This is a genomic window from Pseudomonas sp. MN1F, assembly GCF_009391885.1.
Lineage (GTDB): Bacteria > Pseudomonadota > Gammaproteobacteria > Pseudomonadales > Pseudomonadaceae > Aquipseudomonas.
This window is the reverse complement of the sequence record NZ_VZII01000037.1, coordinates 40,163-62,476: the sequence shown is the minus strand read 5'-3', so window position 1 is coordinate 62,476 and position 22,314 is coordinate 40,163. Positions and strand designations below refer to the sequence as shown.

The 22,314-nt window shown below is 59.2% G+C and carries 19 protein-coding genes and 1 pseudogene; 6 read left to right on the top strand and 14 right to left on the bottom strand.

Annotated features, from left to right (window positions below):
- Positions 1–27 precede the first annotated feature (27 nt).
- The 3 genes and pseudogenes from F6X59_RS18135 to F6X59_RS18125 all read right to left on the bottom strand — a co-directional run.
- Positions 28–117: pseudogene (locus F6X59_RS18135) on the bottom strand (NAD(P)-dependent oxidoreductase); the annotation flags it as partial.
- Positions 118–205: 88 nt separating this feature from the next.
- Positions 206–817: a class I SAM-dependent methyltransferase gene (locus F6X59_RS18130; protein ID WP_152957404.1), complete on the bottom strand. Its 612-nt coding sequence runs from the start codon at positions 815–817 to the stop codon at positions 206–208.
- A gap of 172 nt (positions 818–989) precedes the next feature.
- Entirely contained in the window at positions 990–1,919 is a 930-nt protein-coding gene (locus tag F6X59_RS18125) for a LysR family transcriptional regulator (RefSeq protein WP_152957403.1), read from the bottom strand.
- Positions 1,920–2,147: 228 nt separating this feature from the next.
- Here F6X59_RS18125 and F6X59_RS18120 point away from each other — a divergent pair, with 228 nt between their 5' ends.
- From F6X59_RS18120 to F6X59_RS18110, 3 genes are read left to right on the top strand one after another with little or no spacing between them, the layout of a single operon-like run.
- On the top strand, positions 2,148–3,584 hold the full coding sequence (locus tag F6X59_RS18120) for an NAD-dependent succinate-semialdehyde dehydrogenase (RefSeq protein ID WP_152957402.1): 1,437 nt from the start codon (positions 2,148–2,150) through the stop codon (positions 3,582–3,584).
- 11 nt (positions 3,585–3,595) lie between these two features.
- Complete coding sequence (locus F6X59_RS18115) at positions 3,596–3,817, top strand: carboxymuconolactone decarboxylase family protein (protein ID WP_152957401.1); 222 nt, start codon at positions 3,596–3,598, stop codon at positions 3,815–3,817.
- The gene (locus tag F6X59_RS18110) at positions 3,814–4,836 is read left to right on the top strand and encodes an NAD(P)H-quinone oxidoreductase (RefSeq protein ID WP_152957400.1); all 1,023 of its coding nucleotides are present in this window, start codon (positions 3,814–3,816) and stop codon (positions 4,834–4,836) included. Before F6X59_RS18115 ends, F6X59_RS18110 begins: the two co-directional genes overlap by 4 nt.
- Positions 4,837–4,883: 47 nt before the next feature.
- On the opposite strand, the gene F6X59_RS18105 is transcribed toward F6X59_RS18110, so the two are convergent.
- From F6X59_RS18105 to glnH, 5 genes are read right to left on the bottom strand one after another with little or no spacing between them, the layout of a single operon-like run.
- Positions 4,884–5,789 carry a MurR/RpiR family transcriptional regulator gene (locus tag F6X59_RS18105; protein WP_152957399.1) on the bottom strand — a complete coding sequence of 302 codons (906 nt, stop codon included), beginning with the start codon at positions 5,787–5,789 and terminating at the stop codon, positions 4,884–4,886.
- 12 nt (positions 5,790–5,801) lie between these two features.
- Positions 5,802–6,839 (bottom strand): C45 family peptidase, encoded by a 1,038-nt coding sequence (locus F6X59_RS18100; protein WP_152957398.1) that lies wholly within the window; start codon positions 6,837–6,839, stop codon positions 5,802–5,804.
- A gap of 11 nt (positions 6,840–6,850) precedes the next feature.
- Positions 6,851–7,573 (bottom strand): glutamine ABC transporter ATP-binding protein GlnQ, encoded by a 723-nt coding sequence (glnQ, locus tag F6X59_RS18095; protein ID WP_346652882.1) that lies wholly within the window; start codon positions 7,571–7,573, stop codon positions 6,851–6,853.
- On the bottom strand, positions 7,570–8,226 hold the full coding sequence (gene glnP / locus F6X59_RS18090; protein WP_152957397.1) for a glutamine ABC transporter permease GlnP: 657 nt from the start codon (positions 8,224–8,226) through the stop codon (positions 7,570–7,572). The genes glnQ and glnP overlap by 4 nt, the downstream gene beginning before the upstream one ends.
- A gap of 31 nt (positions 8,227–8,257) precedes the next feature.
- Positions 8,258–9,001: a glutamine ABC transporter substrate-binding protein GlnH gene (gene glnH / locus F6X59_RS18085; protein WP_152957396.1), complete on the bottom strand. Its 744-nt coding sequence runs from the start codon at positions 8,999–9,001 to the stop codon at positions 8,258–8,260.
- 223 nt (positions 9,002–9,224) lie between these two features.
- Here glnH and F6X59_RS18080 point away from each other — a divergent pair, with 223 nt between their 5' ends.
- Both F6X59_RS18080 and F6X59_RS18075 read left to right on the top strand, forming a co-directional pair.
- Positions 9,225–10,553, top strand: coding sequence for an aspartate aminotransferase family protein (locus F6X59_RS18080; protein WP_152957395.1), 1,329 nt, complete (start codon positions 9,225–9,227; stop codon positions 10,551–10,553).
- 10 nt (positions 10,554–10,563) lie between these two features.
- Positions 10,564–11,127: a carboxymuconolactone decarboxylase family protein gene (locus tag F6X59_RS18075; protein WP_152957394.1), complete on the top strand. Its 564-nt coding sequence runs from the start codon at positions 10,564–10,566 to the stop codon at positions 11,125–11,127.
- 57 nt (positions 11,128–11,184) lie between these two features.
- Here the strand turns inward: F6X59_RS18075 and F6X59_RS18070 are convergent, their stop codons facing one another.
- The 3 genes from F6X59_RS18070 to clpK all read right to left on the bottom strand — a co-directional run bounded on the left by F6X59_RS18070 (position 11,185) and on the right by clpK (position 16,414).
- The gene (locus F6X59_RS18070) at positions 11,185–12,966 is read right to left on the bottom strand and encodes a monovalent cation:proton antiporter-2 (CPA2) family protein (protein WP_152957393.1); all 1,782 of its coding nucleotides are present in this window, start codon (positions 12,964–12,966) and stop codon (positions 11,185–11,187) included.
- Between the two features lie 145 nt (positions 12,967–13,111).
- Positions 13,112–13,582 (bottom strand): phosphate-starvation-inducible PsiE family protein, encoded by a 471-nt coding sequence (locus F6X59_RS18065; protein ID WP_152957392.1) that lies wholly within the window; start codon positions 13,580–13,582, stop codon positions 13,112–13,114.
- A 60-nt stretch (positions 13,583–13,642) separates the two neighbouring features.
- The gene (clpK, locus tag F6X59_RS18060) at positions 13,643–16,414 is read right to left on the bottom strand and encodes a heat shock survival AAA family ATPase ClpK (RefSeq protein WP_152957391.1); all 2,772 of its coding nucleotides are present in this window, start codon (positions 16,412–16,414) and stop codon (positions 13,643–13,645) included.
- A 737-nt stretch (positions 16,415–17,151) separates the two neighbouring features.
- On the opposite strand from clpK, the gene F6X59_RS18055 reads away from it, so the two are divergent.
- Positions 17,152–19,047 carry a bifunctional diguanylate cyclase/phosphodiesterase gene (locus F6X59_RS18055; RefSeq protein ID WP_152957390.1) on the top strand — a complete coding sequence of 632 codons (1,896 nt, stop codon included), beginning with the start codon at positions 17,152–17,154 and terminating at the stop codon, positions 19,045–19,047.
- Positions 19,048–19,352: 305 nt separating this feature from the next.
- Here the strand turns inward: F6X59_RS18055 and F6X59_RS18050 are convergent, their stop codons facing one another.
- From F6X59_RS18050 to F6X59_RS18040, 3 genes are all read right to left on the bottom strand, one after another.
- Positions 19,353–20,882 carry an FAD-dependent oxidoreductase gene (locus tag F6X59_RS18050; RefSeq protein ID WP_152957389.1) on the bottom strand — a complete coding sequence of 510 codons (1,530 nt, stop codon included), beginning with the start codon at positions 20,880–20,882 and terminating at the stop codon, positions 19,353–19,355.
- 31 nt (positions 20,883–20,913) lie between these two features.
- Positions 20,914–21,543: a dTMP kinase gene (locus F6X59_RS18045; protein WP_152957388.1), complete on the bottom strand. Its 630-nt coding sequence runs from the start codon at positions 21,541–21,543 to the stop codon at positions 20,914–20,916.
- Positions 21,544–21,772: 229 nt separating this feature from the next.
- Positions 21,773–22,273, bottom strand: a complete 501-nt coding sequence (locus F6X59_RS18040; protein WP_152957387.1) for a peroxiredoxin — start codon at positions 22,271–22,273, stop codon at positions 21,773–21,775.
- Positions 22,274–22,314: the final 41 nt, after the last annotated feature.

The following is a 22,314-nucleotide window of genomic DNA, read 5'->3' as shown; positions in this document are numbered from 1 at the left end:
AAGGCGAGCCTCCTGTTTGTAATCACAGGAGTTGATGATGGAGCTGCCCTTCGGCATGGACGGCTGCGCCGCCTTGCAGATCCTGAAGAGCGTAGTGATGTTTATATCGAAGGTTTGGAAAGGCCTATATTTGAGCGAAATAGACGATTTTAATAACTAAACTAAATGACTATTTAGCGTAGTTATTACTATAAAGCATATTTGGTCAGGGCAGGCGACGGCCCAGCCAGACTGTCAGGCCGCCGCATTCTGCATCTTCCACGACGTGATCCAGCACTTCGAAACCGTGGACGTGCAACTGTGTGCGGTACTCCTGGGCATCCAGGCTCGCGTGATACAGCGTTTCGCCCTCGAATACCCCCAAGGCCTCGCCATGTGACGGACCACTTGTGAACATCAGCAGTGCACCCGGTGCAGCATGGCGGCGAAAAATCGGAAACATCTGCCGTTGATCCGCGGGCTTGAGGTGGAAAAAGCTGTTCCAAGCCAGGATGGCGTCGAACTGTCGGTTGAGCGCTAATGTGCGCATGTCCGCGTGAATCCATTCCTGCGCTGGATAATGTGTGCTGCATAAGGCGAGCATGCGCACAGACGAATCCACACCCACGATGGACGCACCGGTGTCGACCAGGTAACGCGCAACAGGTTGGCCAGACCCGCAGCCCAGATCAAGGACGGTTGCGGACGGCTGTAGCAGCGCGCCGAAGCGCTCGATCCATTTGCGATCAGTGAAGTGATTGGCGCGTAGTGTGTTCCAGGTCGACGCGTGACGATCGTAGAGATCGATGATCTGGTCAGCAGATGGATGGTGGGACATGAAGGTAGGCATCCTTGGATGAGCTGGTGGCAAAACATCCTTTAAGGGTTCGAGCGCTTGAAATGTACCTTGGCTGGGCATCGTATGGGAAATACGAATCTGCGCATAATGCATATTATGTTAAATGGCGTACTATCTGGGAAGTGTCGATTAAGTGGCAGCGCCCCCACCGTTAAATCTTGATGAGCTCCTCGGCAATCACCGCCAGCCGGCTCCCGACCTTGTCCTTCAAGGCCTCAATGAACCGGGTGATCTTGGCATCGATGAACTGCCGCGACGAGTACACCGCGTACACATTCCGCTCCTCAGTGAAATAATCGGGTAGCACCCGTACCAGTTTCCCAGAACGTAAATCGTCGAGGGCGGCAAAGCCCGCGAGCAAGCCGATACCCGCACCGCTTCCGACCGCTACAGACATGGCCTCCATGTCATTCACACTGAAGCCTGGCCCGCTGGGGATGAACGTTGCATCGCCCATGCGACTCTTGAGCTGCCACTCATCCCGCGCGTAATCCACCGTACCCAGCAAGAGACATTGATGATCAACCAGATCTGCGGGTGTCTCGGGTGTTCCGTGATTCGCCAGATATTCGGCCGATGCCACCAACACGCAGTGGCTGACTCCAATTTTTTGGCTGACATAGCTTGAGTCTGGCAGCACCCTTGCGATCTGAATGGACACGTCCAGCTGATCTTCCAGCAAGTTTGGCATGCGCTGTGAGAGCATCAAATCGACTGTAACGTCACCAAACGTCTTGCGGTATTCCAGTGCAGCCTCAGTTACAAGGTGTCGAGCAAGCCCAGGCACGCAATGGACGCGAAGCGTACCTCGGGGTTTGAGCAATGCATTGCTCGCCTCTGCTTCAGCGTTTTCGAGGTCGGCAAGGATGATGCTACAGCGCTCATAGAAGCGTCTGCCTGCATCAGTGACCGACAAGCGTCGGGTGGAGCGCTGTAACAGGCGCGTATCAAGCATCTGCTCGAGTGCCGACACCGCTCGCGACACATTCCCCACCGTGGAGTCGAGGTGGTTGGCAACCGCTGTGAAGCTGCCCATTTCAACCACCTTCACAAACACCGACATGTTAGAAAACTTGTCCATCGCCTCCTCCCCTGAGCCAGCTCATTCACCCCGCACTGTGTGTAAATCGGTGTGCATTTGAAAGCTACTTTACCTTTCTGCACAACAATCATTCCCTTCAACTGGGCTAAATCCTTCTCGGTGACCTCCATAGACTCAATTCCACGGACCGGCGCCAGCCACCGTCATCCGAGCCCTGCGTAGCTGCGCAGGGGCAGTTCAACAGAGAATGCTATGAAGGCCACAGCCATGAACACACCGTACGACTCGCTTTATCTTTTCATCGCCGGCAAATGGATCGACGCAGACGGCCGTAAAACTGCGACCGTCAGAAACCCCGCCACTGAAGAAATCATTGGGCAGGTGCCGCTGGCTACTGCTGACGAACTTGATCTGGCCCTTGAGGTGGCACAGCGAGGGTTTGAGCAATGGCGCAACACGGTTCCAGCCGAGCGTGCCCGGGTTCTCAAACGCGCTGCCGCCCTGATCCTGGAGCGTACGGCACACATCGCCGCGCAGATGACGCTCGAAGAAGGCAAGCCCATTGGCGAAGCCATGGATGAGGTCACTCGGGCGGCAGAGTATTTCGAATGGTTCGCTGAAAGTGCGCGTCGCATCGATGGCCGTGTGGTACCAGCGAACCGCCCCGGTGTGCTGCAACTGGTCAAGCGCCAGCCAATAGGCCCCGTTGCTGCGTTCACACCCTGGAATTTCCCGGCAATTACGCCAGCACGCAAATTGTCTGCCGCGCTGGCGGCCGGCTGCAGCGTCATTCTCAAACCTGGTGAGGAAAGCCCCTCCACTGCCCTCGCCCTTGCTCGTGCCTTGGATGATGCCGGGCTGCCGAAAGGTGTGCTGCAGGTCGTGTTTGGTGTGCCTGATGAGGTCTCAAGCCAGCTGATCGCGTCGCCGATTATTCGCAAGGTGACCTTCACGGGCTCCGTACCCATTGGCCGTCTGTTGTCGAGTCGCGCAGCCGAAGGCGTGAAGCCGATCACGCTCGAACTGGGTGGCCATGGCCCAGTGCTGGTGTTCGACGATGCCGACGTGGAGCGAGCCGCTGTGGAAGGCGTCGCCAACCGCTTCCGCGGTACCGGCCAGGTCTGTATTTCTTCAACCCGTTTCCTGGTTCAACGGGGTGTCTACCAGCAATTCGTAGATCAATTCGTTGCGGCAACCAAAGTTCTGCGGGTCGGCAATGGCATGCACCCACATACGCAAGTCGGGCCGCTTGCCAACCTGAGGCAACTGAACAAGATGGAGGAACTGGTGGCTGATGCTGTCGCCAAGGGCGCCCAGGTGTTGGCCGGTGGTGAGGCCTTGCCTGGGCCAGGCTTCTTCTTTGCACCCACCGTGTTGGCCGATGTGCCAATGGATGCCCGCATCATGCACGAGGAGCCGTTCGGCCCCATTGCCATCTTGATGCCATTCGAAGGGCTGGCGGATGGATTGGCCGAGGCTAACCGCTTGCCCTATGGCCTGTCGGCCTATGCCTTCACCACCAATGCACGGACGGCCATCGATGTTGCCGACGGTTTGGAGGCCGGCATGATCGGGATCAATCAATACCGCATCGTCGCGACAGAGCTCCCCTTTGGTGGCATCAAGGAGAGCGGTCACGGTTCGGAAGGCGGCATCGAAGGTATCGAGCACTACCTCACCAATAAATTCATCAGCCAGGTTTGAGGTGCCTCCACATGACAGGTCTCAACTTTGCAAGCCCTCGTGAGGCTATTGCTGGTGGTCATTCAGATGAGCTGCCGGCGCATCTGCGGCGAGCCGTTGCCAACGGCATAACGCATGAAGAGCTCGCCGGAGCCATTACCCACCTCTCCTTCTATGCAGGATTTCCTGCAGCGATCACGGCATCTGCCATCGCCCATTCCACACTCGTTGACTCGGAGCCTTTGAACCCATGAAAGCGATCACCTTTGAAACCTTTGGCGGCCCTGAAGTGCTCCAGGTGAGTGAGGTACTTGTGCCGGAAGTCCGCCCCGCCGACCTGCTGGTTCGCGTGCATGCTGCCGGCGTTAACCGAGCTGATCTGACCCATCGTACCGGTGGCTACGGGCGTCCCAACTTCGGCGACTCGCTGATCATCGGCCTGGAGATTGCAGGTGAGGTGATCGAGGTTGGCAGTGAAGTGTCAGGCTATCAAGTCGGCGATCGCGTGATGGGAGTGGTGGGTGGCGGCGCCTATGCAGAAGTCGCGCGAATCGATTACCGCATGGCGATGCCGATCCCGGGTGCTCTCGACTACGTGCATGCTGCAGCGATCCCGGAAGTCTTTGTGACCGCTCACGAAGCGATGATCCACCTGGCGCAACTGAAACCAGGCGAGTCAGTACTCATTCATGCTGCCGCAGGTGGGGTTGGCTCAGCAGCCGTGCAGCTTGCTTACGCCATGGGCGCCAAGGTCTTCGCCACCGCAGAGGCAGGAAAACTGTCCCGGGTCGAGAATCTAGGTGCCGATTTCACCATCGATTACAAAGCGCAGGACTTTGCCCAGGTCGTCGCGCAGCACACGGATGGGCAAGGTGTGGATGTCATCATCGATTTTGTAGGTGAGCCCTACTTCACGAGGAACATCAAGTCGCTCGCCAAGGGTGGCCGCCTGGTACAGGTCGGTATGCTGGGTGGCGGTGGTGAAGTGAACCTCAAGCTGGAAGACGTTCTATACCGCCACTTGCAGATCATCGGCACAGTGATGAAGTCCCGCACACAGTCTGAAAAACATGCGATGGTCAGACGCTTTCGCGAACACTGGCTTGATCGTTTCGAGGGAGGAGGCAGTCTTGAGCCCGTGATTGATAGCACCTTCCCATTGGCGCGAGCCGCGGATGCTCATCGAAAAATGGAGGCCTCACTCAATATCGGCAAGATCATACTTACGATGCCGCTTGGAGCCTGTCTTAGAGTCAGGCCTAGCCAGTGTTAGCCCCCTTGCCCGCTCCGGCGGGCTTCTTGAAAAACCTCGTGCAGAACTTACAGCGAGGAATTCAACTCAGAGATGAGCTCTTCACGATACTTGAGCGCTGCGACTGCGGTCTCGCCCAAGGCGCCTGCTACCGCACTAAGCAGCCCCTGCGCCAGGAGCATAAAGGCGCACATGCTGTTGCTGAAGAACAGGCTATGGTTGGGCACATAGAAGCTGTGCAGCGCGGTCTTGGCCAAAGGCGAACTGGCAGAGTCCGTCAATGCCACGACCTTTATCCCGTGCCGGTTAGCCACCTCGGCAGTCGCCAGCACGCTCGGGGTATACGGGAAGCAGCTGGCGACAACCAACAGGTCTCCTGCATCCAGTTGAGCAAGCGCATCAGCAACACCTTGTCGGCTGGAGTCCAGCGCGCTGACATCCGGCCGAAGCATCCCAAGCCCATAAGACATGAACAGCGCCAAAGAGTTGAATTGCCTCATACCATGGATTCGCACGCGTTTGGCGCTGCAAAGTAGCCCAACAACATCGTCAAACGCAGCGGGATCGACCTGCTCCACCATACTGGCAATGTTGGCGCTTTCCTGGCGACCCAATCGTGCCAATTGGCTAATCGACCCCACACCTTCCGTATTGACCACTAACCGTGACGCCTGATCGCTGTAGAAGCTTTTGCCCTCTGTCAGCTCTCGTCGGAAGACGTCCTGCAATTTGCTGAACCCTGAATACCCAAGACGCCTGGCGAGCCTGGACAGCGTCGAGGCGTTAACGCCGAACTGCGCGGCCAACTCAGTGATTGAAGACACCGCTGCGTGTTGCGGCGATTCAATCATCTGGGTCAGCACGCGCGTCGAACTGCCGCCCAAAGCGATATCCACCTCTTGTCTATCGATGGCAGCCAGCAGCTGTTTCAGCTCAGTCACTGTTTCTGGTAGGTATTCATTGAACTGCGTCATCGGAGTTATCCGCTATTGGACTAACACAACAGCGCCTTGGGCGTCAGGATGATCTGTCACTCGGCGCGCATAAACCCGCCATTCTACAGCGCTGGATGTCAGCGTGAAGACCGCCGTGGCAAGCGTATTTTCGTCATCAGGATCATCGTCCGCACACCGGTAGACTGGCAACGTTGCACGCTCCTCGTCGCGCAGGATCTGAAGGGCGAGCGCCAGGTCGAGCTTGCGGTTTGAGCCGGCTAACAGGTGATCGACTCTGTGCTGACGAGCGCCAGAACTCCCTGTCACGATCTGCTTGAAATCCCGAAACGACGGATCGACGAGATGGTTCGAGTGGCCGCTCGATGCTTCAACCTCACGCACTACAACGCCATCTGATGTCGCTTCGACACTGACGACACGAGAGGTACCAGCTTGCCCGAACGCGTGGTGGAAAGCCCCGGCGCGAGGCATCAGGGAGACCGCCGCAATCGCCTCATCCAGCGTACGGGCATCCAGCGAAGCACGCCCCAGAATCATCCGTGGCAAGCCGGCGGGGATATCCGTTGGGCGGATGTTGTTGACCGTCGCAACAACGCCGAACGCGTTGACTGCAAACGTATGGCCCGGGATCGAGCCGGGATAGACGAAGCTGATGAAGGCCACACCCTCCTCCGGGTTGGCGTGGACAATGGCACAATCATCGCGCAATTGGGGCAGCCCGTCTTCATTGTGGGCGATCAGTGTCCCCTGCTCTGCCTGACCAAACACAGTGGTACAGCCATCCACACTCACGAGCCCAGGAAAATCGCCCCGGCAGTTCCACATGAAGACTTCGTCGACCGGCAACTCAAGCCCGGCGGCAAGGCCTTCGATCTCCTGCCAGTAACGCGGATACCGTTCACGCACCTGCGTTTTCATTTGCTGCGCCTTATCCGTGTCGGCCAACGAAACGAGGTGTTGCCACAGTGGTAATAGGCGCAGTTTGCCATGTACGGATTGACGACCGAATTCACCCAGGCGCCGTCCGAGTTCGAACGCATTGCCGGCGATGTGAAGTTGAGCGAGCATCGCGTTGCCCCTTATGAAACGTGCTGGAGGAATTCGCGCAAGCGCGGGCTGGGTGGATTGGCGATCAGCTCTTGTGGCTTGCCGTCTTCGGCGATGCGCCCCTTATCGATGAAGATCAATCGGCTGGCGACCTTGCGCGCAAAATCCACTTCGTGGGTGACGATGACCATGGTCATCCCCTCCTCTGCCAGCGCCTTCATCACGGTCAGCACCTCATGCCGCAGCTCCGGATCCAGCGCAGAAGTCGGCTCGTCGAACAGCATCATCTTGGGTTTGACCGCCAGCGCCCGGGCAATGGCCACTCGCTGTTGTTGGCCGCCCGACAGCTGCGACGGATAATGGTCAGCGCGTTCGGCCAGGCCGACCTTGGCCAGCAGCTCACGACCGAGCGCATGCGCTTCGGCCTTGCTTGCCCCGCGCACCCGGATCGGTCCGAACGCCACGTTTTCCAGCGCCGTCATCTGTGGGAACAGATGGAACTGCTGGAACACCATGCCGGCTTCCTGGCGAATCAGGCGCTCATCGACCTTGGGGTCGTTGACCTTCAAACCGTCGACAATCAGCTCACCCTCGCTGATTTCTTCCAGCTTGTTGATGCAGCGCAGCAAGGTGGATTTGCCAGAACCCGACGGCCCGATGATGACCACGACCTCACCGCAGGCAATGCTCAGGTCGATGTTATGGAGCACCTGAGTGCTGCCGAAGTGTTTGGAAACGTTCTTGAATTCGATCACAGGATTTTCAACCTCGCTTCCATACGGCGCAGGATGTAGCTGAGCACCAGGGTAATGATCAGGTAGATCACGGCCACGGCAGACCAGACCTCCATCGCGCGGAAATTGCCGGCGATCACTTCCTGGCCCTGGCGGGTCAGTTCGGCCACACCGATGACGATGAATAACGACGTATCCTTGATACTGACGATCCACTGGTTGCCCAGGGCCGGAATCATCCGGCGAAACGCCAGCGGTGTGATGACATAGCGAAGGGTGTCGCGGCGAGAGAGCCCCAGCGCCAGTCCGGCTTCACGAAAGCCCTTGTTGATCGACAGGACGGCTCCTCGGGTAATCTCGCCGATGTAGGCACCCGAGTTGATCATGATGGTGAACACGGCGGCCCCGAACGGATCGATGCGCACGGGAATCATCAGGGGCAAGGCGAAGTAGATAAACATCACCTGCACCATGATGGGGGTGCCACGAATCAGCTCGATGAATACCAACGCTACCCGACTGCTGAAGAAACCACCGTAAGCGCGGGCGAAGCCCGCGATCACACCGATGATTGCGCCGCCGATCAGGCCCAGGATCGAGATCCAGAGCGTGAGTTTGGCACCTTCCAGCAGAACCGGGAGCGCATCCCAGATGGCGCTCCATTGAAATTGCATAACGGTGAACTCTCAGAAAACTTGGAAGGATTTACTGTGGTTGAGTGCCAAACCACTTTTCATAGATTCTGGCGTAGGTGCCATCCTCCCGAAGTTTCTTCAGGGCTGCGTTGACTGGCTCGCGCAGTTCGCTGCCTTTAGGGAAGCCGATGCCGTATTGCTGCGCCATCATCTGTGCACCCACGGCTTTGACCTGACCTTCGCCGGCGGTCTTGATGTAATAGAGCACGTTTGGCGTATCGTGCATGGCGGCGTCGACGCGCCCCGTGCGCAGTTCCAGATAGGCATTGTCGATGTTCGGGAACTGACGCAGATCTTTGGCCTTGAGATTGGCCTTGGCATAGTCGGCTGCCGACGTTCCGCTCTTCACCGCCAGGCTTTTGCCGGCAATGTCTGCTTCACCCTTGATGGTCTGGTTGTCACTTTTGACCATCAGCAGAAAGCCGCTGTCGTAGTAACCGTCGGAGAAATCGATAGCCTGTTTGCGCTCTTCCTTGATTGTGATCCCGGCAAGCGCCGCGTCCACGTTATGGGTTTGCAACGCGGGAATGATGCCGTTGAAATCCATTGGCTTGAGCTGATAGGTCACACCCAGCTCTTTGGCAATTGCCGCCCAAAGATCGATATCGAAGCCCACATACTCATTGCCCTGCTTGAACTCGAAAGGCACGAACGCCGTGTCGGTTGCGATCAGCAACTCTTTTCCGGCGGCCATCGAGGTGCCTGAAATGGCAAGAGCGAAAGCTGCAAGCGATACCTTAAGAAATTTTTTCATCGTCTTTCCTCTTCAAGGGGGAGGCTCGGCTGCCGTTGTCGGCCCGAGGGAAAGCGGCAGTAGCAAGGTATGGGGCAGGCCCCTGATTGTTATTGGCGGCATTCCATGCCAAGGGCGCGCGTCTACCAGCGCAGTACGAGCGGCGCTTCCTGCGGTGAAATGCAAATATCCGTTGCTTCTGATTTATATGCAAGTAATATTTGCACACCCCTTGGAGGTGATCATGAGCCACGTCTTGCATCGAAGCTTCAGCCATACCTACCCCACAGCCGTAGCAGGTGATGGGCCTTATCTGATTGATAGCGCCGGGAAGCGCTACCTGGATGCCAGTGGAGGCGCAGCAGTTTCTTGCCTTGGCCACAGCGACCCTGAGGTCATCGAGGCAGTACGCCATCAGATTGGGCAACTGGCCTACGCCCACAGCTCTTTCTTCACCACTGATGTCATGGAAGAGCTGGCAGATTTTCTTGTCGCCCGCGCCCCTGAAGGGCTGGAGTCTGTCTATTTCGTGTCCGGCGGTTCTGAGGCGGTGGAAACCGCACTCAAACTGGCGCGGCAATACTTCGTGGAAATTGGCCAGCCCAGTCGCAAGCATGTGATTGCACGTCGCCAGAGCTATCACGGAAACACGTTGGGTGCCCTGGCGGCGGGTGGTAACGAATGGCGACGTCGGCAGTTCGAGCCATTGCTGATCAACGTTAGCCACGTCAGCCCGAGTTATGCCTACCGTGATCAGTTACCGGGTGAAACCGTTGAGCAATATGCCCAGCGACTAGGCGAAGAGCTGGAATCGGAAATCTGCCGCCTGGGCCCGGCAAACGTCATGGCTTTCATCGCTGAGCCTGTCGTAGGGGCCACCTTGGGTGCCGTTCCAGCTGTCGCGGGCTACTTCAAACGCGTCCGTGAAATCTGCGATCGCCATGGCGTGCTGCTTATTCTCGACGAAGTCATGTGTGGCATGGGCCGCACGGGTTCACTGTTCGCGGCTGAACAGGAGGGCATCACTGCCGACCTGATCACCATCGCCAAAGGGTTGGGCGCCGGCTACCAGCCGATTGGCGCAACCATGGTCAGTGCGAAGATCCGTGACGCTATCGCCAACGGTTCAGGCTTCTTTCAGCACGGCCATACCTATATAGGCCACGCAACCGCCTGTGCTGCTGCCTTGGCGGTGCAGAAAACCATCGAGAAACGCGGGCTTTTGAGCCAGGTCGTCACGGTGGGTGACGCCCTGCACGCGCGTTTGCTTGAGCGGTTCAGCGGGCACCCTCATGTGGGTGACGTTCGAGGGCGCGGGCTATTTCGTGGCATCGAACTGGTCAATGATCGGGCAACGAAAACGCCTTTTGATCCTTCGATCAAACTGCATGCACGGGTGAAGAAAGCGGCCATGGCACAGGGTCTGATGTGCTACCCCATGGGCGGAACTGTGGATGGGCAACGAGGGGATCACATTCTGCTGGCACCGCCCTTCATCATCGACTCAAGCCATATCGACGAAATCATTGATAAGCTCGCGCTGGCAATAGACAGCTCAATCGCAGGAGTTTGAGAAAGCGCTCATGAACATTCAATCCCGCTTGACCTCACTCCTTGAAGAGCAGATGAGCCAAGAACAGCGCAAGGTGCTAAGTGACATCCTCCAAGGGCCACGGGGAAATCTGGACGGCCCATTCCTTGCGTGGATCCACAGCCCTGCATTGGCTGATCACGCACAACGCCTTGGGGCGTTCTGCAGGTACCACACTCGGCTGGATTTGCGTTTGAGCGAGTTGGCGATACTGCTCACCGCAGCCTGGTGGCAGTCCCAGGCAGAGTGGCAAATTCATGAGCCCATTGCTCGAAGCAGCGGGCTGAGTGACGAAGTCATCGACGCGCTGCGCGCACAGCGTACACCCACCTTCATCCAGGAAGATGAGGCCATCGTCTACCACTTGGGTGAAGAGCTCTACCGTACGCGTCGGGTCAGTGACGACCGCTATCAGGAAGCGGTGAAGGCTTTCGGCGAGCCCGCTGTAGTCGAGCTGGTTGCGATTTTCGGCTACTACGCCTTGGTGGCCATGACGCTCAACGTCTTCGCTGTCCGGCGCCCTACAACCGCACCTTTGCCATTCCCTGAACCTTGAAAACAGCCGCCATGGAAGGCTTGCGTCAGATCCGTTGATGAAGCGTGGCTGACATGCTCACTGAGCATTCCGCGCTTCGTGGGGCGGCGGCTCAATGCGCTCGATATTTCCCAGGACCAACGCTCGCCCGGCAAATAGCCCCCCGGATGTTTCCAGGGCAAAACGTTCGGCATCGCGGGTGCGCACCTCGTCGGTCACCGCGTCGGCTTCGTGCGCTGAGGCACCCAGGCTCAGCACGGCCTGGTGGCCAAGCAGCAAGGCGGATTCAAAGGTTTCCCGCACGATGTAGTCGGCGTCGTGCTTGACCAGCTCCAACGCGTGCTCGCGGTCAAAGGCGCGCACCAGCACCTTCACCTGCGGGCAATAGTGCCGCGTGCTTTCGACGATGCGTGTCGCGGCCTTCTTGTCATTCACGCACACAATGATGGTGCGGGCGTGATGGGCCCCGGCAGCATGCAACAGGTCGTGCCGGGCACCATCACCGTAATAGACCTTGAAACCGTAAGGCTCGACGGCGCGGATCACCTCCGGGTCCATGTCGATGATTGAAAGCTTGGCGCCATGAGCGAGTGGTGCCTGGCAAGCGATCTGGCCGACACGGCCAAACCCTATGATCAGGACATGGCCTTGAAGATTCTGTGCCGGCTCCACACCGTCCATGGAAACCGCCCGGGGCCGCGCGAAGCGCTTGTACAGCAGAAGGTTGACCGGCGTAAGGGCCATGGACAACACCACGATAGCCGTCATGTTGGCGTTGATTTCGGCACTGACGACCCTGAGTTTCAGCGCTTCGGCAAACAGCACGAACGCGAATTCACCCCCCTGGGCCATCAGCACGGCACGGTCCAGCGCATCACCATGCTGGCTTTTCGCAAGGCGCGCGACCCCGTAGATACACAGCGCCTTGACCACCATCAGCGCCAGCACGCCAGAGCTGATGAGCAGCCAGTTGCTGGCCACCACCTGCAGATCCAGCGCCATGCCGACGCCGAGAAAAAACAGCCCCAGCAACAGCCCGCGAAACGGTTCTATGTCAGCCTCCAGCTGGTGGCGGAAGGTGGACTCCGAAAGCAGCACACCGGCAACGAACGCGCCCATGGCCATTGACAGGCCGCCGATTTCCATCAGCAGCGCCGCTCCCAGCACCACCAGCAGCGCGGCAGCAGTCATCACCTCGCGCGCCCTGGCTTGGGCCAATACCCGAAACAGCGGGTTGAGCAACCACAACCCGATGACCACCAGTGCACTCAGGGACAGCGCTGCGGTTGCCATGCGTTGCCACAGGGGTGAGCTGGGTTCGGGCACCGATGCAGTAGGTGCCAGAAATGCCACCACCGCCAGCAACGGCACTATCAACAGGTCTTCAAACAGCAGAATGGAGACGATGCGTTGGCCCCTCGGCTCGGTCAAGTCACCCCGCTCCGAGAGCACTTGCATGACGATCGCCGTGGACGTGAGTACAAAACCGGCCGCGCAGACGAATGACACCTGCCAAGGGAAACCAAAGGCCTTGCCGACGACGGTGAGCAGAACGGCACAGATCAACACCTGCAGGCTGCCCAGTCCAAAGATCTGCGCGCGCAGCTCCCACAGATGCGAGGGTTTGAGCTCCAGGCCAATCACGAAGAGAAACATCACCACGCCCAATTCGCCCACATCAATGATGGTGTGAGGGTCATTGACCAGCTGCAGCCCGAAGGGTCCGATCATCATCCCCGCCAGCAGGTAACCGAGCACCGAGCCGAAGCCGATGCGCTTGAGCAGTGGCACGGCCACCACGGCAGCGCTGAGCAACGTGATGACGCCCAACAACAGTCCTGCGTTGCCTTCAGCGGCCATGCCCTCGACCCTCAGCCCCTGTCAGGACCGGTTATGGAGAAAGTAGCGTTCGAGGTTTTCAAGCCCCGATCTGAACGCATATGGCATTACACATCCGCGTTCTTTTTCCCGTTGAGTCTTTGCCTTGGCGCCATTCACACAGAGCCTAGGCAACTCGATCATCGCGCTCACGCAACAGCCAGTAGGTCAGCCCCAGGGCCAGGGTAGCGCCAGCGAGCGCCGCGACTTTGGCCGGGCTGACATCGGGATCAAGGATCACGATCTTGCGTGACAGCGCGATCAACCCGATCAAGAGGACTGTCTTGACCTGAATGATGCTGCCACGGCGCAACACAACGCGCACGATGGAATGCTTGAATTCCATCGCGATCAGCAGCGTCATGACCATACCGAACACATTCTGGAAGATCCGGTGGTCCAGCGGATTGAACGCATCGATGATCAGCAGGCTGAAGACTATCTGGATCAGCTGCACCAGCGACACCACGATAACCACCGCGATCACCAGCGAAAGAATGTGGGCGACGATCTGCTCGAAACGCTCGTAGAACGTCAACACCGCCCACTCGCGACGCAGTCGCATGCGCGTGGTCTCGGGCTCATTGCTGTCCTTCATGCCTCACCTCTTCAGCAGCAAGATCATTGCAACGAGAAACCGCAGCCTTCGGCCTGCGCTTCACGCACTTTCACTGTCGAGCTCTTTGGCCGGCACGGCTTGCCGGTGCTCGAACCCGACCCGCTCCGCCTTGTCGTCCCAGCGCGCATGGGCGTGATCACCCTTGCCAATGCCGCCGCCGAGCATCTCACGTGCCAGTGCCGTCTCCAGCTCGCTGCGGATCATTCGCTTGAGCTCGCGGGCACCGAATTCGGGCTTGTAGCCGACTTCAGCCAAGTGATCGACCAGTGTCTCGTCGAACGTCAGCGTCACGCCCTGGCTGGCGGCATTGCGGGCCACGCGGTCGAGTTGCAGGCCAACGATGTGGCGGATCTCCTGCTTGCCCAGCGCATGGAAGACGATGATCTCATCGATGCGGTTGAGGAACTCGGGGCGAAAGTGCCCGCGCAGCACATCCATCACCTCGACCTTGGTTTTCTCGTACTCCTCACCCGCTGCTCCGGGCGCCTTCAGCCGCCGCTGAATGATGTCGGAGCCCAGGTTGGACGTGGCAATGATAATGGTGTTGGTGAAGTCCACCACGCGCCCCTTGCCATCGGTCAGTCGCCCGTCGTCGAACACCTGCAGCAGGATGTTGTAGACGTCGGGATGGGCCTTCTCGATCTCGTCGAGCAGCAGCACGCTGTAGGGCTTGCGACGGACCTTTTCGGTAAGCTGGCCGCCTTCGTCATAACCGACGTAGCCCGGAGGCGCGCCCACCAGCCGAGCCACGGAATGGCGCTCGCCATACTCCGACATGTCGATACGCAACAGGGCGCTCTCGTCGCCGTAGATGGTTTCGGCCAGCGCCTTGGCCAACTCGGTCTTGCCGACGCCGGTGGAGCCCAGGAACAGGAACGTGGCCACCGGCTTGCTGCCTTCGCGCAGCCCAGCGCGCGACAGCCGAACCGCGTCCGCCACCGCGCGCACCGCCTCGTCCTGCCCCACCAGGCGCTCTTGCAGCCGCTGCTCCAGGTGCAACAGCTTCTCGCGCTCCTCCACCGTCAGTTCATTGACCGGAATGCCGGTCAGCCGCGAGACGATCTGCGCCACATGTTCGGCCTTGACCTCGGTGCTGCCCGAGCCGCGCTCGCGCTCCCACTCCTCGACCCGCTGCTTGAGTTCGGCCTCCGTGGCTTCGACGCGCTTGCTGATCTGCGCCGCATTGTCATAGTGCTTGCGCGAAGCCGCATACTCCTGCTCACGGCGCAACTGGTGCAGTTCCGACTCCATTTCCTGCACCGCAACCGGGCGTGCCGTGGCCGATAGCTTGACGCGGGCGGCAGCCTGATCGAGCAGATCGATGGCCTTGTCCGGCAAGAAGCGCGCGCTGACGTAGCGGTCGGACAGTTCGGCGGCAGCGATGATCGCGTCCTCGGTGATGCTGACCTTGTGGTGCGCTTCGAAGGTGTCGCGCAGGCCGCGCAGGATCATGATGGTCTGCGCCACCGTTGGCTCGGGCACCATGACCGGCTGGAAACGCCGCTCCAGCGCAGCGTCCTGCTCGATGTACTTCTGGTACTCGTTGAGCGTCGTCGCGCCGATCAGGTTCAGCTCACCGCGCGCCATCATCGGCTTGAAGACGTTGGCCACGTCCAAACCGCCTTCTCCACCGCCCTGCCCTGCACCGACGATGGTGTGCACTTCGTCGATGAAGAGAATCAGCTCACCCTGGTGCTCGGCAATCTCCTTCAGCACCTTCTGCACGCGCTCCTCGAACTCGCCCCGGTACTTCGCGCCGGCCACCAAGGAATTGATGTTCAGTTCGACCAGGCGCTTGTCACGCAGCGTCTCGGGCACTTCGCCGGCCACCATGCGCTGAGCCAGGCCCTCGACGATGGCCGTCTTGCCCACGCCAGGCTCGCCGATCAATACAGGGTTGTTCTTCTTGCGCCGCGCCAGTACCTCGATGGTGGTTTCGATTTCCTGTGCCCGCCCGATGACCGGGTCCAGCTTGCCATCACGCGCCATCCTGGTGAGATCGCGCGAGTACTTGTCGAGCTCCGGCGTATCGGTCGGCGCCTCGGCGCGGCCATCCTCGGCACCTTTGCCAACCACCTTGCTTACCCGCTGACGTAGGGCCTGCGGCGTAAGGCCATAGCGGCGCAGCAAGTTGGCGGCCAACCCTTCACCCTCTTCGGCCAGCCCGATCAGGAAGTGCTCGGGGCCTACGTAAGCGTGCCCCAACTCATTGGAGGCGACGAAGGCGCGACTCAGCGCATCCTTCACCCGTGGTGACACACCGACCTCGCCTTCAAACGGTTTGTCGCCGCGCTTGGCTTCGGCCTCGATCTGGCGTTTGAGGTCGTCGACCTTGAGCTTGAACTGGCTCAGGATGGTCTTGACCACGTCGCTGTCGGCCAGGGCCAGCAGCAGGTGTTCGGTATCGACTTCGGACCGACCAAACTCCGTGGCACGCTTGGCAGCTTCCTGCAACAGGGCCTCGGAGTGTTCACTGATGCGGCTGGCCAGCCCGCTGCCGCGACGCCGCGGCGCGCCAGCCCCTGCGCGGGCAGGTTCGCCAGACGACGCTTCGGCCACATCATCGGCATCTGCGGCAACGGTTACCGAGTCTTCTCCGTTGCCGAAGAAATCGCTGCCCATGAATTCTTCGAACAAACCGCTGCGCGAGCCGAAAAGGGCCTCCAGTGGGGAAAGGGTGCGTTTTTGCTGGCGCACCAATTGGCGGTAGTGATCATCACACAACAGCATGGTGCTGTGGCGGCCATTGACCTTGGCTTCCACCCGTGTCGTGGCGGGTTGGCCACAGACCTGGCACTGTTTGCTGGCCATGCGGGCGCTCCTTGAATCATAGGGACGACGAGGTGGAGCCTGCCGCAGCGCCTCGTCTGCTGGTGGGCCTTCATGACGACTGCAACGAAATCTCCGAGTCAGCTTCAATTCGGAATCAAACGGCTGTGCTTCGATGCACGCGCTTTGCGCTCGTCGAGGAGATCGTCAGCAGCCCATTGTCGAATGGGCGCTTGATCAAAACCTGATCGGCATCGTCAGGCAGGTTCAAGGGTCGCGGGCAGCAGCCGTATAGCGTTCGGCACGAGGGAGTGCGCACTTCTGCTGCTCTTGTAGCAGTCGTGCGTGATCGGGATGTTCTTTCCTTGAGACCGGGCAATTCGAAGGAAAGCCAGCACTGCATCCGTGAAGTCCAGCGCCAGCATTGAGCATGCCTGGGAGTCAAGCGCTGGAGGGCGAGCGCCGCAAACAGACGCGGCCAGGCCCAGGGGAACTTTTGCAACACTGGCTAAAGTCTGCGCCTGGTAGCCCGGAAGTCAAGCACTATCTGCGGTTTGTTCCGTGAAAGTCAGCGGGCGGTGGTCAGGCCGTTGCAAGCCGAATTCAGCCGCATGCGCTCCATCTGATACGTTCTTTTATCGATCACCTGAGTCTTTTTCGTGGCAGGCCCACTGCTTTATAAGATCTCGCGATCGGGGTGCGATCGGACTGCGCCCGGGCACTCACTGCTCGAGACGCTCAGGCAACCGGAAGGCCTCGCCTGTACTCAGCAATCCCCCATGAACACCTCCTGCACGAGCTCTCACAGCATGGCGCTTCCCGAGTCTCAACGCGACATACTCGGTATGATCGCGACCAATCATCAACTGCACGACATCCTCACCGCCATCTGCTTGATGATCGACGCCCAGGATCCCGGCACGCTGTGTTCGGTACTGCTGACCGATGCGCAAGGCAAGCATTTGCTGAAGGGTGCCGCGCCTGGCCTGCCACCGGCCTACAGCGAGGCGATCCATGGCATGCCCATCGGTCCTCGGGAAGGCACGTGTGGCACGGCGGCATTCCGGCGCGAGCTGGTGGTCACCGCAGATATAGCCCGCGATCCGAGCTGGGAGCGTTTTCGCAGTCTGGCGCTAGGTTACAATCTGCGCTCCTGCTGGTCGTTGCCATTACTCTCGCATCAGGGCTGCGTTCTTGGGACATTTGCGCTTTACCAGGACCAGGCGGTTGTGCCAAGCGAGGCGCAGATCGAGCGCTTGACCTGCGCGGCGCGGCTGGCTGCCATAGCGATCCGGCATGAGCGTGACGGCCAACGCCTGGAGGAAAGCGAACAACGCTTTCGCTCATTGTTCACCTATTACGAGCGCCAATTGAGCATCAATGCCAACCATGACAGGCTGACCGGCTTGCTTAACCGCCTGTCCCTGGAGGGCCGTCTTGGGCTGGAGTGTCGCAGCAGCCGTCAACGTAAGTGCCACCTGGCGGTCATGTACATCGACCTGGATGGATTCAAATCCATCAACGACTCCATCGGGCACTACTTCGGCGATCAGGTGCTGATCGAGGTGGCGCAGCGCATGACCCAGCAGGTTCGTCCGACTGATACCGTCGTGCGTATGGGCGGCGATGAGTTTGTCGTTTTGCTGACGGACCTGCTGTGTGACGAAGACGTTGTCCCGGTGGCCGAGCGACTGCTGGCCAGCATTGGCAAACCCTATTGCATCCATGGCATCGACCTGCACGTCAGTGCAAGTATCGGTATCACGCTAAGCGACGGTCACATCGGGCAGCCGATGCAGCTTATCCAGCAGGCTGACATGGCCATGTATAAAGCCAAGCAACAAGGCCGCAACAACTTTGAGTGGTACACCAGCGATCTGAACCAGCGGGTCTGCGAGCACAGAAGCCTGCGCAACGACCTGCAGAAAGCGCTCGAGACCCGGTCGTTCAGCCTGCATTACCAACCGCAGATCGAGGCGCGCACTGGGCGTGTGGTCGGGATCGAAGCGTTGTTGCGCTGGGAGCATCCGGTCAGGGGGTTCATCTCCCCTGCGGTATTTGTGCCGGTGGCCGAAGACAGTGGTCAGATCGTCCCTCTGAGCCTTTGGGTGCTCGAAACGGCTTGCGCGCAGTTGCGAAACTTGTGTGATCAGGGCTTCACCGACATCTCGATGGCGGTCAATATTTCGCCGATGCATTTCCAGCGCGGTCAGTTCGTTGAATGTATCCAGGCAGTGTTGAGCAAACATGGGCTTAGCGCCGGGCAGTTGGAGTTGGAGATAACCGAGTCACTCTTGCTGCATAACGTTGAACACGCAATTGCAACATTGCACCGTTTAAAAAACCTGGGTGTACGCATTGCGCTGGATGATTTCGGTACGGGATTTTCCAGCCTCAGTTATCTCAAGCGCTTGCCAATAGACAAGATCAAGATCGATCGCTCCTTCATCCAGGATATTTCGACCAACCCACACGATGCTGCCATCACTCAAGGGATAATTTCGATGGCCCACCATCTCGGCCTGTCCGTGGTCGCGGAAGGTGTGGAAACTGCACCTCAGGTGGACTTCCTGGAAAGCGGTCGATGCGATATTTTCCAAGGGTATTACTTTGCCAGGCCAATGTCGCACGAGGCGCTCAGGATTTTCCTGGCTGACGGGAGCACCTTGAATTAACACCAGGGTGCCGGCTGCGCTGACCATTCGCGCCCACAGCCATGAGCACTGACTGTGCTTCTGGCTTTGCCTCCCGTTCCTCCTTGCCCGCCAGGACTACACAACACCCACTTCCCCAATAATGGGTGCTGCATGCCCAACCCAATGCGCCGCGGGCTGTCATGCAGATACATGACGATGGCCACTGCATCCACGACAAGCACGGCGACGGCGACCAGAAACATGAAACAGTGGTCTTCAAAGAACATTGCCGTATTACCCACTTTGTGGTGTTTTGCAGGCTGCAGCAATTCCTGTTCCAAGACTCAGGCCGTTGGCAACACAACGCCTTGCTTTTCAAAATATCGGCTCAAGGCAGATGCATTCCCCTCAGGCTCAGCCACTGCGACATAAGTATCTGGCCGCAATAGATAAGCAGCATGCCTGGCCACGCCGGCCCGCTCACACACAGGCTCCCAAGCGAAAACATGCAGTGAAATCCCCTGCTCCCTGCACCATTGGGCCAGCTCTGGTTTGGCTTCGCCGTACACATGCACTTGCCACTCAATGGCGCTCAGTGGTTCGTAGTTATCGGCAACCGCCCCGGGCAGCCACGGTAGACGGTCACCGCCTTGAACCGCACCAGCCCTGCCTTGACTCAGCGGGCTACCACGGTAATCAAGGGTGGTTTGCGAAACCACGCGGAACAGGTATTCACGGACGCTCTCGCGCTTGTAGGCAACGCTGGCGATGACCGGCGCGATGCGCGTGCGCACGAAATCAGCGAAGCCACCCTGGGCGGTAACGAAGCTGAACAGTTTGTCGGTTGTATCCACCAACTTGCGGGCAAATGCCTGACGTTCGATCGGATAGCTGTCGAGCAGGGTATCGGGCGAGTGGCCTTTGATCACCGCAGCCAACTTCCAGGCCAGGTTGTTCGCGTCGAGTATCCCGGTGTTCATCCCCTGCCCGCCTGCCGGGCTGTGAACATGCGCAGCATCGCCGAGCAGAAACACTCTGCCACGGCGGAAATGATCCGTGACGCGGTGATGAACGCGGTAGCTGGAAAACCAGTTCACCTCGGTAGTCTGGAGGTTCAAGCCGTTGATGGCATCATGGCCAACGTCCGCGAACGTCAGGTGCTCAGGGTGCTCGGCACGTTCGTCTCGCACGGTACCGATCAGGCGGTATTGATCCTTTTCGCCATAGCACAGAAGCAGCACAAAGTCGGACTTGTCAAAAGCCACGTGTGCCTCACCCGCAGGTTCGACGCCCGCTACCCTGACATCTGCAACATAGAAAAGCTGTTTATAAGTGCCGCCCTCGAAACCGCTGCCGATGGCATGCCGAACGAGGGAATGAGCACCATCGCAGCCGGCCAGGTAAGCCGCAGTGCATGCCCCTTCCCGCCCGTCAGCCTGCTTCAGGGTGGCCGTGACATGGCTTTCCCCCTCCTCAAAGGCTATCAGTTCGGTCTGCCACTCCACGTCCACGCCAAGTGCATGCAGCTGTTGCCCCAGCAAGCGCTCATGGCGATCCTGGGGATAGATCAACACAAAGGGGTAAGGAGAGATTTCAGCGCCTGCATCCTTCAACGGGATGCGCGCCCTGCGGCGGCCTCGCGCCCACATGTTCATGGCAGGGGTTTTATAGCCGGCGTCTATCACCGCCTCGGCCAGATCGAGCTGGCGATAGAGCTCCAGCGTGCGGGCTTGGACAGCCATGGCGCGGGACGCTTCGCCCGGGCCAGCACTCTTGTCGACGACCCTTACCGCAATGCCCTGCCGGGTGAGCCAAAGTGCCAGAGCCAGCCCGGTCGGGCCGGCGCCCACAATGAGAACGTCGGTTTGCGCCATGATCTCATCTCGCACATCAATGATTACAACGTCATTTTAGCGGGCACAGAACCTCAAGCACGCGCTGGATCTCGGCAACCACCTGGCTCGTCGCCTGCGCGATCGTGCCTTCATTACGGCACAGCACCCAGCCGTGATCCGCCACCGCCCGCTCGAACGCTTCGGTACAGGCGACCTGCTCATCCAGCTTGTGAATCACCGTACTACCCAGCCCACGCGTGCGTGCCGCCGCCCTCGCCCACGAGGTATCGGGCGAGGTGACCACGCCAACATGCAGGTCCGGCACTTGCACATTGCGCTCGCGGTTCATTCGCAAAATCTCGGCAAACGGCACTGTGCGGCGAAACGCGGCATCGGAGGGGTACCAGCGATCGATCAGGATGATGCTGTCCGCAGGTTGCCTGGGCAGTACGTTTTGGGAAATCCACGCACGGCTATCGGCCAGCCGCGCACAGACCTTCAATTCCAGGTCCTTGCAGGGGTTTCTCACGAGCTGGTTGACCAGCGCCATGGTTTCGCCCCTGAAGGGGTCGCTTTTTTTCTCGCAAAGCCGGATCACTTTGCGGTTGTCTGCCCTCAGGGCCTGGGTAATGGCCTCCAGCAGCGTGGTCTTGCCGGTGCCCTTGGGGCCATCTAGCGCAACAAATAGCGGACGTTTCATGTTCAATACTGCGTGGAAGCGGGTCTGGATACCGAGATGAACATGATGCACTGAAAGCGGGCCACGGTCTCGCTTGTCGGCTCGACGAGGTCGACCAACCCTAAAGAATTTGGCCAGCGCAGGGCGATATCAAAAGGCCTTCATGCCAAGGATTCCAGGCTGGAGCACATTTGTACTCCACCCCTCGAATCATCACAGGGTCAGATGTGTATTGCGGGCCAGGCACCCATCAGCGCACCACAGCCAGCATGCTCGCTGCATCACTGACTTCAAACTTGCCAGGCGCCTCTACCGCAATATGCTTGACCACACCGTCGTCAACCAGCATGGCATAGCGCTGCGAACGCCATCCCAGGCCACGGGCCGAGAGGTCCTGGATCAGCCCCAGCGCCTCGCTGAATTCGCCATTGCCGTCGCCGATCATCTTCACCGCGTCGCCCACCTGCAGGCTGTTGCCCCAGGCGTTCATGACGAAGGCATCGTTCACCGAAACACAGAGAATCTCGTCAACGCCGGCCGCGAACAGCTCTGCTGCCGCTGCGACATAACCCGGGACGTGACGCTCGGAACAGGTGGGCGTGAACGCGCCGGGCAAACCGAAGATCACCACTTTCTTCTGCTTGCAGCGCTCACCCACCGAGAACGCGTTCGGGCCGATCGGGCAGGCGCCCTCGCCGTTACTGTATTCGTAAAGGGTAATGTCGGGCAGTTGCTCGCCGGGCTTGATCATCGCAGTCTCCTGGGTAAGTGGATGGCCGAGCTTGCCATGAT

What these genes read in the sequence shown, in the direction of transcription:
- glnP (WP_152957397.1), bottom strand. Translation starts at nt 8,226, where the DNA reads ATGCAATTTCAATGGAGCGCCATCTGGGATGCGCTCCCGGTTCTGCTG.
- glnH (WP_152957396.1), bottom strand. Translation starts at nt 9,001, where the DNA reads ATGAAAAAATTTCTTAAGGTATCGCTTGCAGCTTTCGCTCTTGCCATT.
- F6X59_RS18110 (WP_152957400.1), top strand. Translation starts at nt 3,814, where the DNA reads ATGAAAGCGATCACCTTTGAAACCTTTGGCGGCCCTGAAGTGCTCCAG.
- F6X59_RS18125 (WP_152957403.1), bottom strand. Translation starts at nt 1,919, where the DNA reads ATGGACAAGTTTTCTAACATGTCGGTGTTTGTGAAGGTGGTTGAAATG.
- F6X59_RS18080 (WP_152957395.1), top strand. Translation starts at nt 9,225, where the DNA reads ATGAGCCACGTCTTGCATCGAAGCTTCAGCCATACCTACCCCACAGCC.
- F6X59_RS18115 (WP_152957401.1), top strand. Translation starts at nt 3,596, where the DNA reads ATGACAGGTCTCAACTTTGCAAGCCCTCGTGAGGCTATTGCTGGTGGT.
- F6X59_RS18105 (WP_152957399.1), bottom strand. Translation starts at nt 5,789, where the DNA reads ATGACGCAGTTCAATGAATACCTACCAGAAACAGTGACTGAGCTGAAA.
- F6X59_RS18045 (WP_152957388.1), bottom strand. Translation starts at nt 21,543, where the DNA reads ATGAAACGTCCGCTATTTGTTGCGCTAGATGGCCCCAAGGGCACCGGC.
- F6X59_RS18130 (WP_152957404.1), bottom strand. Translation starts at nt 817, where the DNA reads ATGTCCCACCATCCATCTGCTGACCAGATCATCGATCTCTACGATCGT.
- F6X59_RS18040 (WP_152957387.1), bottom strand. Translation starts at nt 22,273, where the DNA reads ATGATCAAGCCCGGCGAGCAACTGCCCGACATTACCCTTTACGAATAC.
- F6X59_RS18055 (WP_152957390.1), top strand. Translation starts at nt 17,152, where the DNA reads ATGAACACCTCCTGCACGAGCTCTCACAGCATGGCGCTTCCCGAGTCT.
- F6X59_RS18075 (WP_152957394.1), top strand. Translation starts at nt 10,564, where the DNA reads ATGAACATTCAATCCCGCTTGACCTCACTCCTTGAAGAGCAGATGAGC.
- F6X59_RS18070 (WP_152957393.1), bottom strand. Translation starts at nt 12,966, where the DNA reads ATGGCCGCTGAAGGCAACGCAGGACTGTTGTTGGGCGTCATCACGTTG.
- clpK (WP_152957391.1), bottom strand. Translation starts at nt 16,414, where the DNA reads ATGGCCAGCAAACAGTGCCAGGTCTGTGGCCAACCCGCCACGACACGG.
- F6X59_RS18050 (WP_152957389.1), bottom strand. Translation starts at nt 20,882, where the DNA reads ATGGCGCAAACCGACGTTCTCATTGTGGGCGCCGGCCCGACCGGGCTG.
- F6X59_RS18120 (WP_152957402.1), top strand. Translation starts at nt 2,148, where the DNA reads ATGAACACACCGTACGACTCGCTTTATCTTTTCATCGCCGGCAAATGG.
- F6X59_RS18100 (WP_152957398.1), bottom strand. Translation starts at nt 6,839, where the DNA reads ATGCTCGCTCAACTTCACATCGCCGGCAATGCGTTCGAACTCGGACGG.
- F6X59_RS18065 (WP_152957392.1), bottom strand. Translation starts at nt 13,582, where the DNA reads ATGAAGGACAGCAATGAGCCCGAGACCACGCGCATGCGACTGCGTCGC.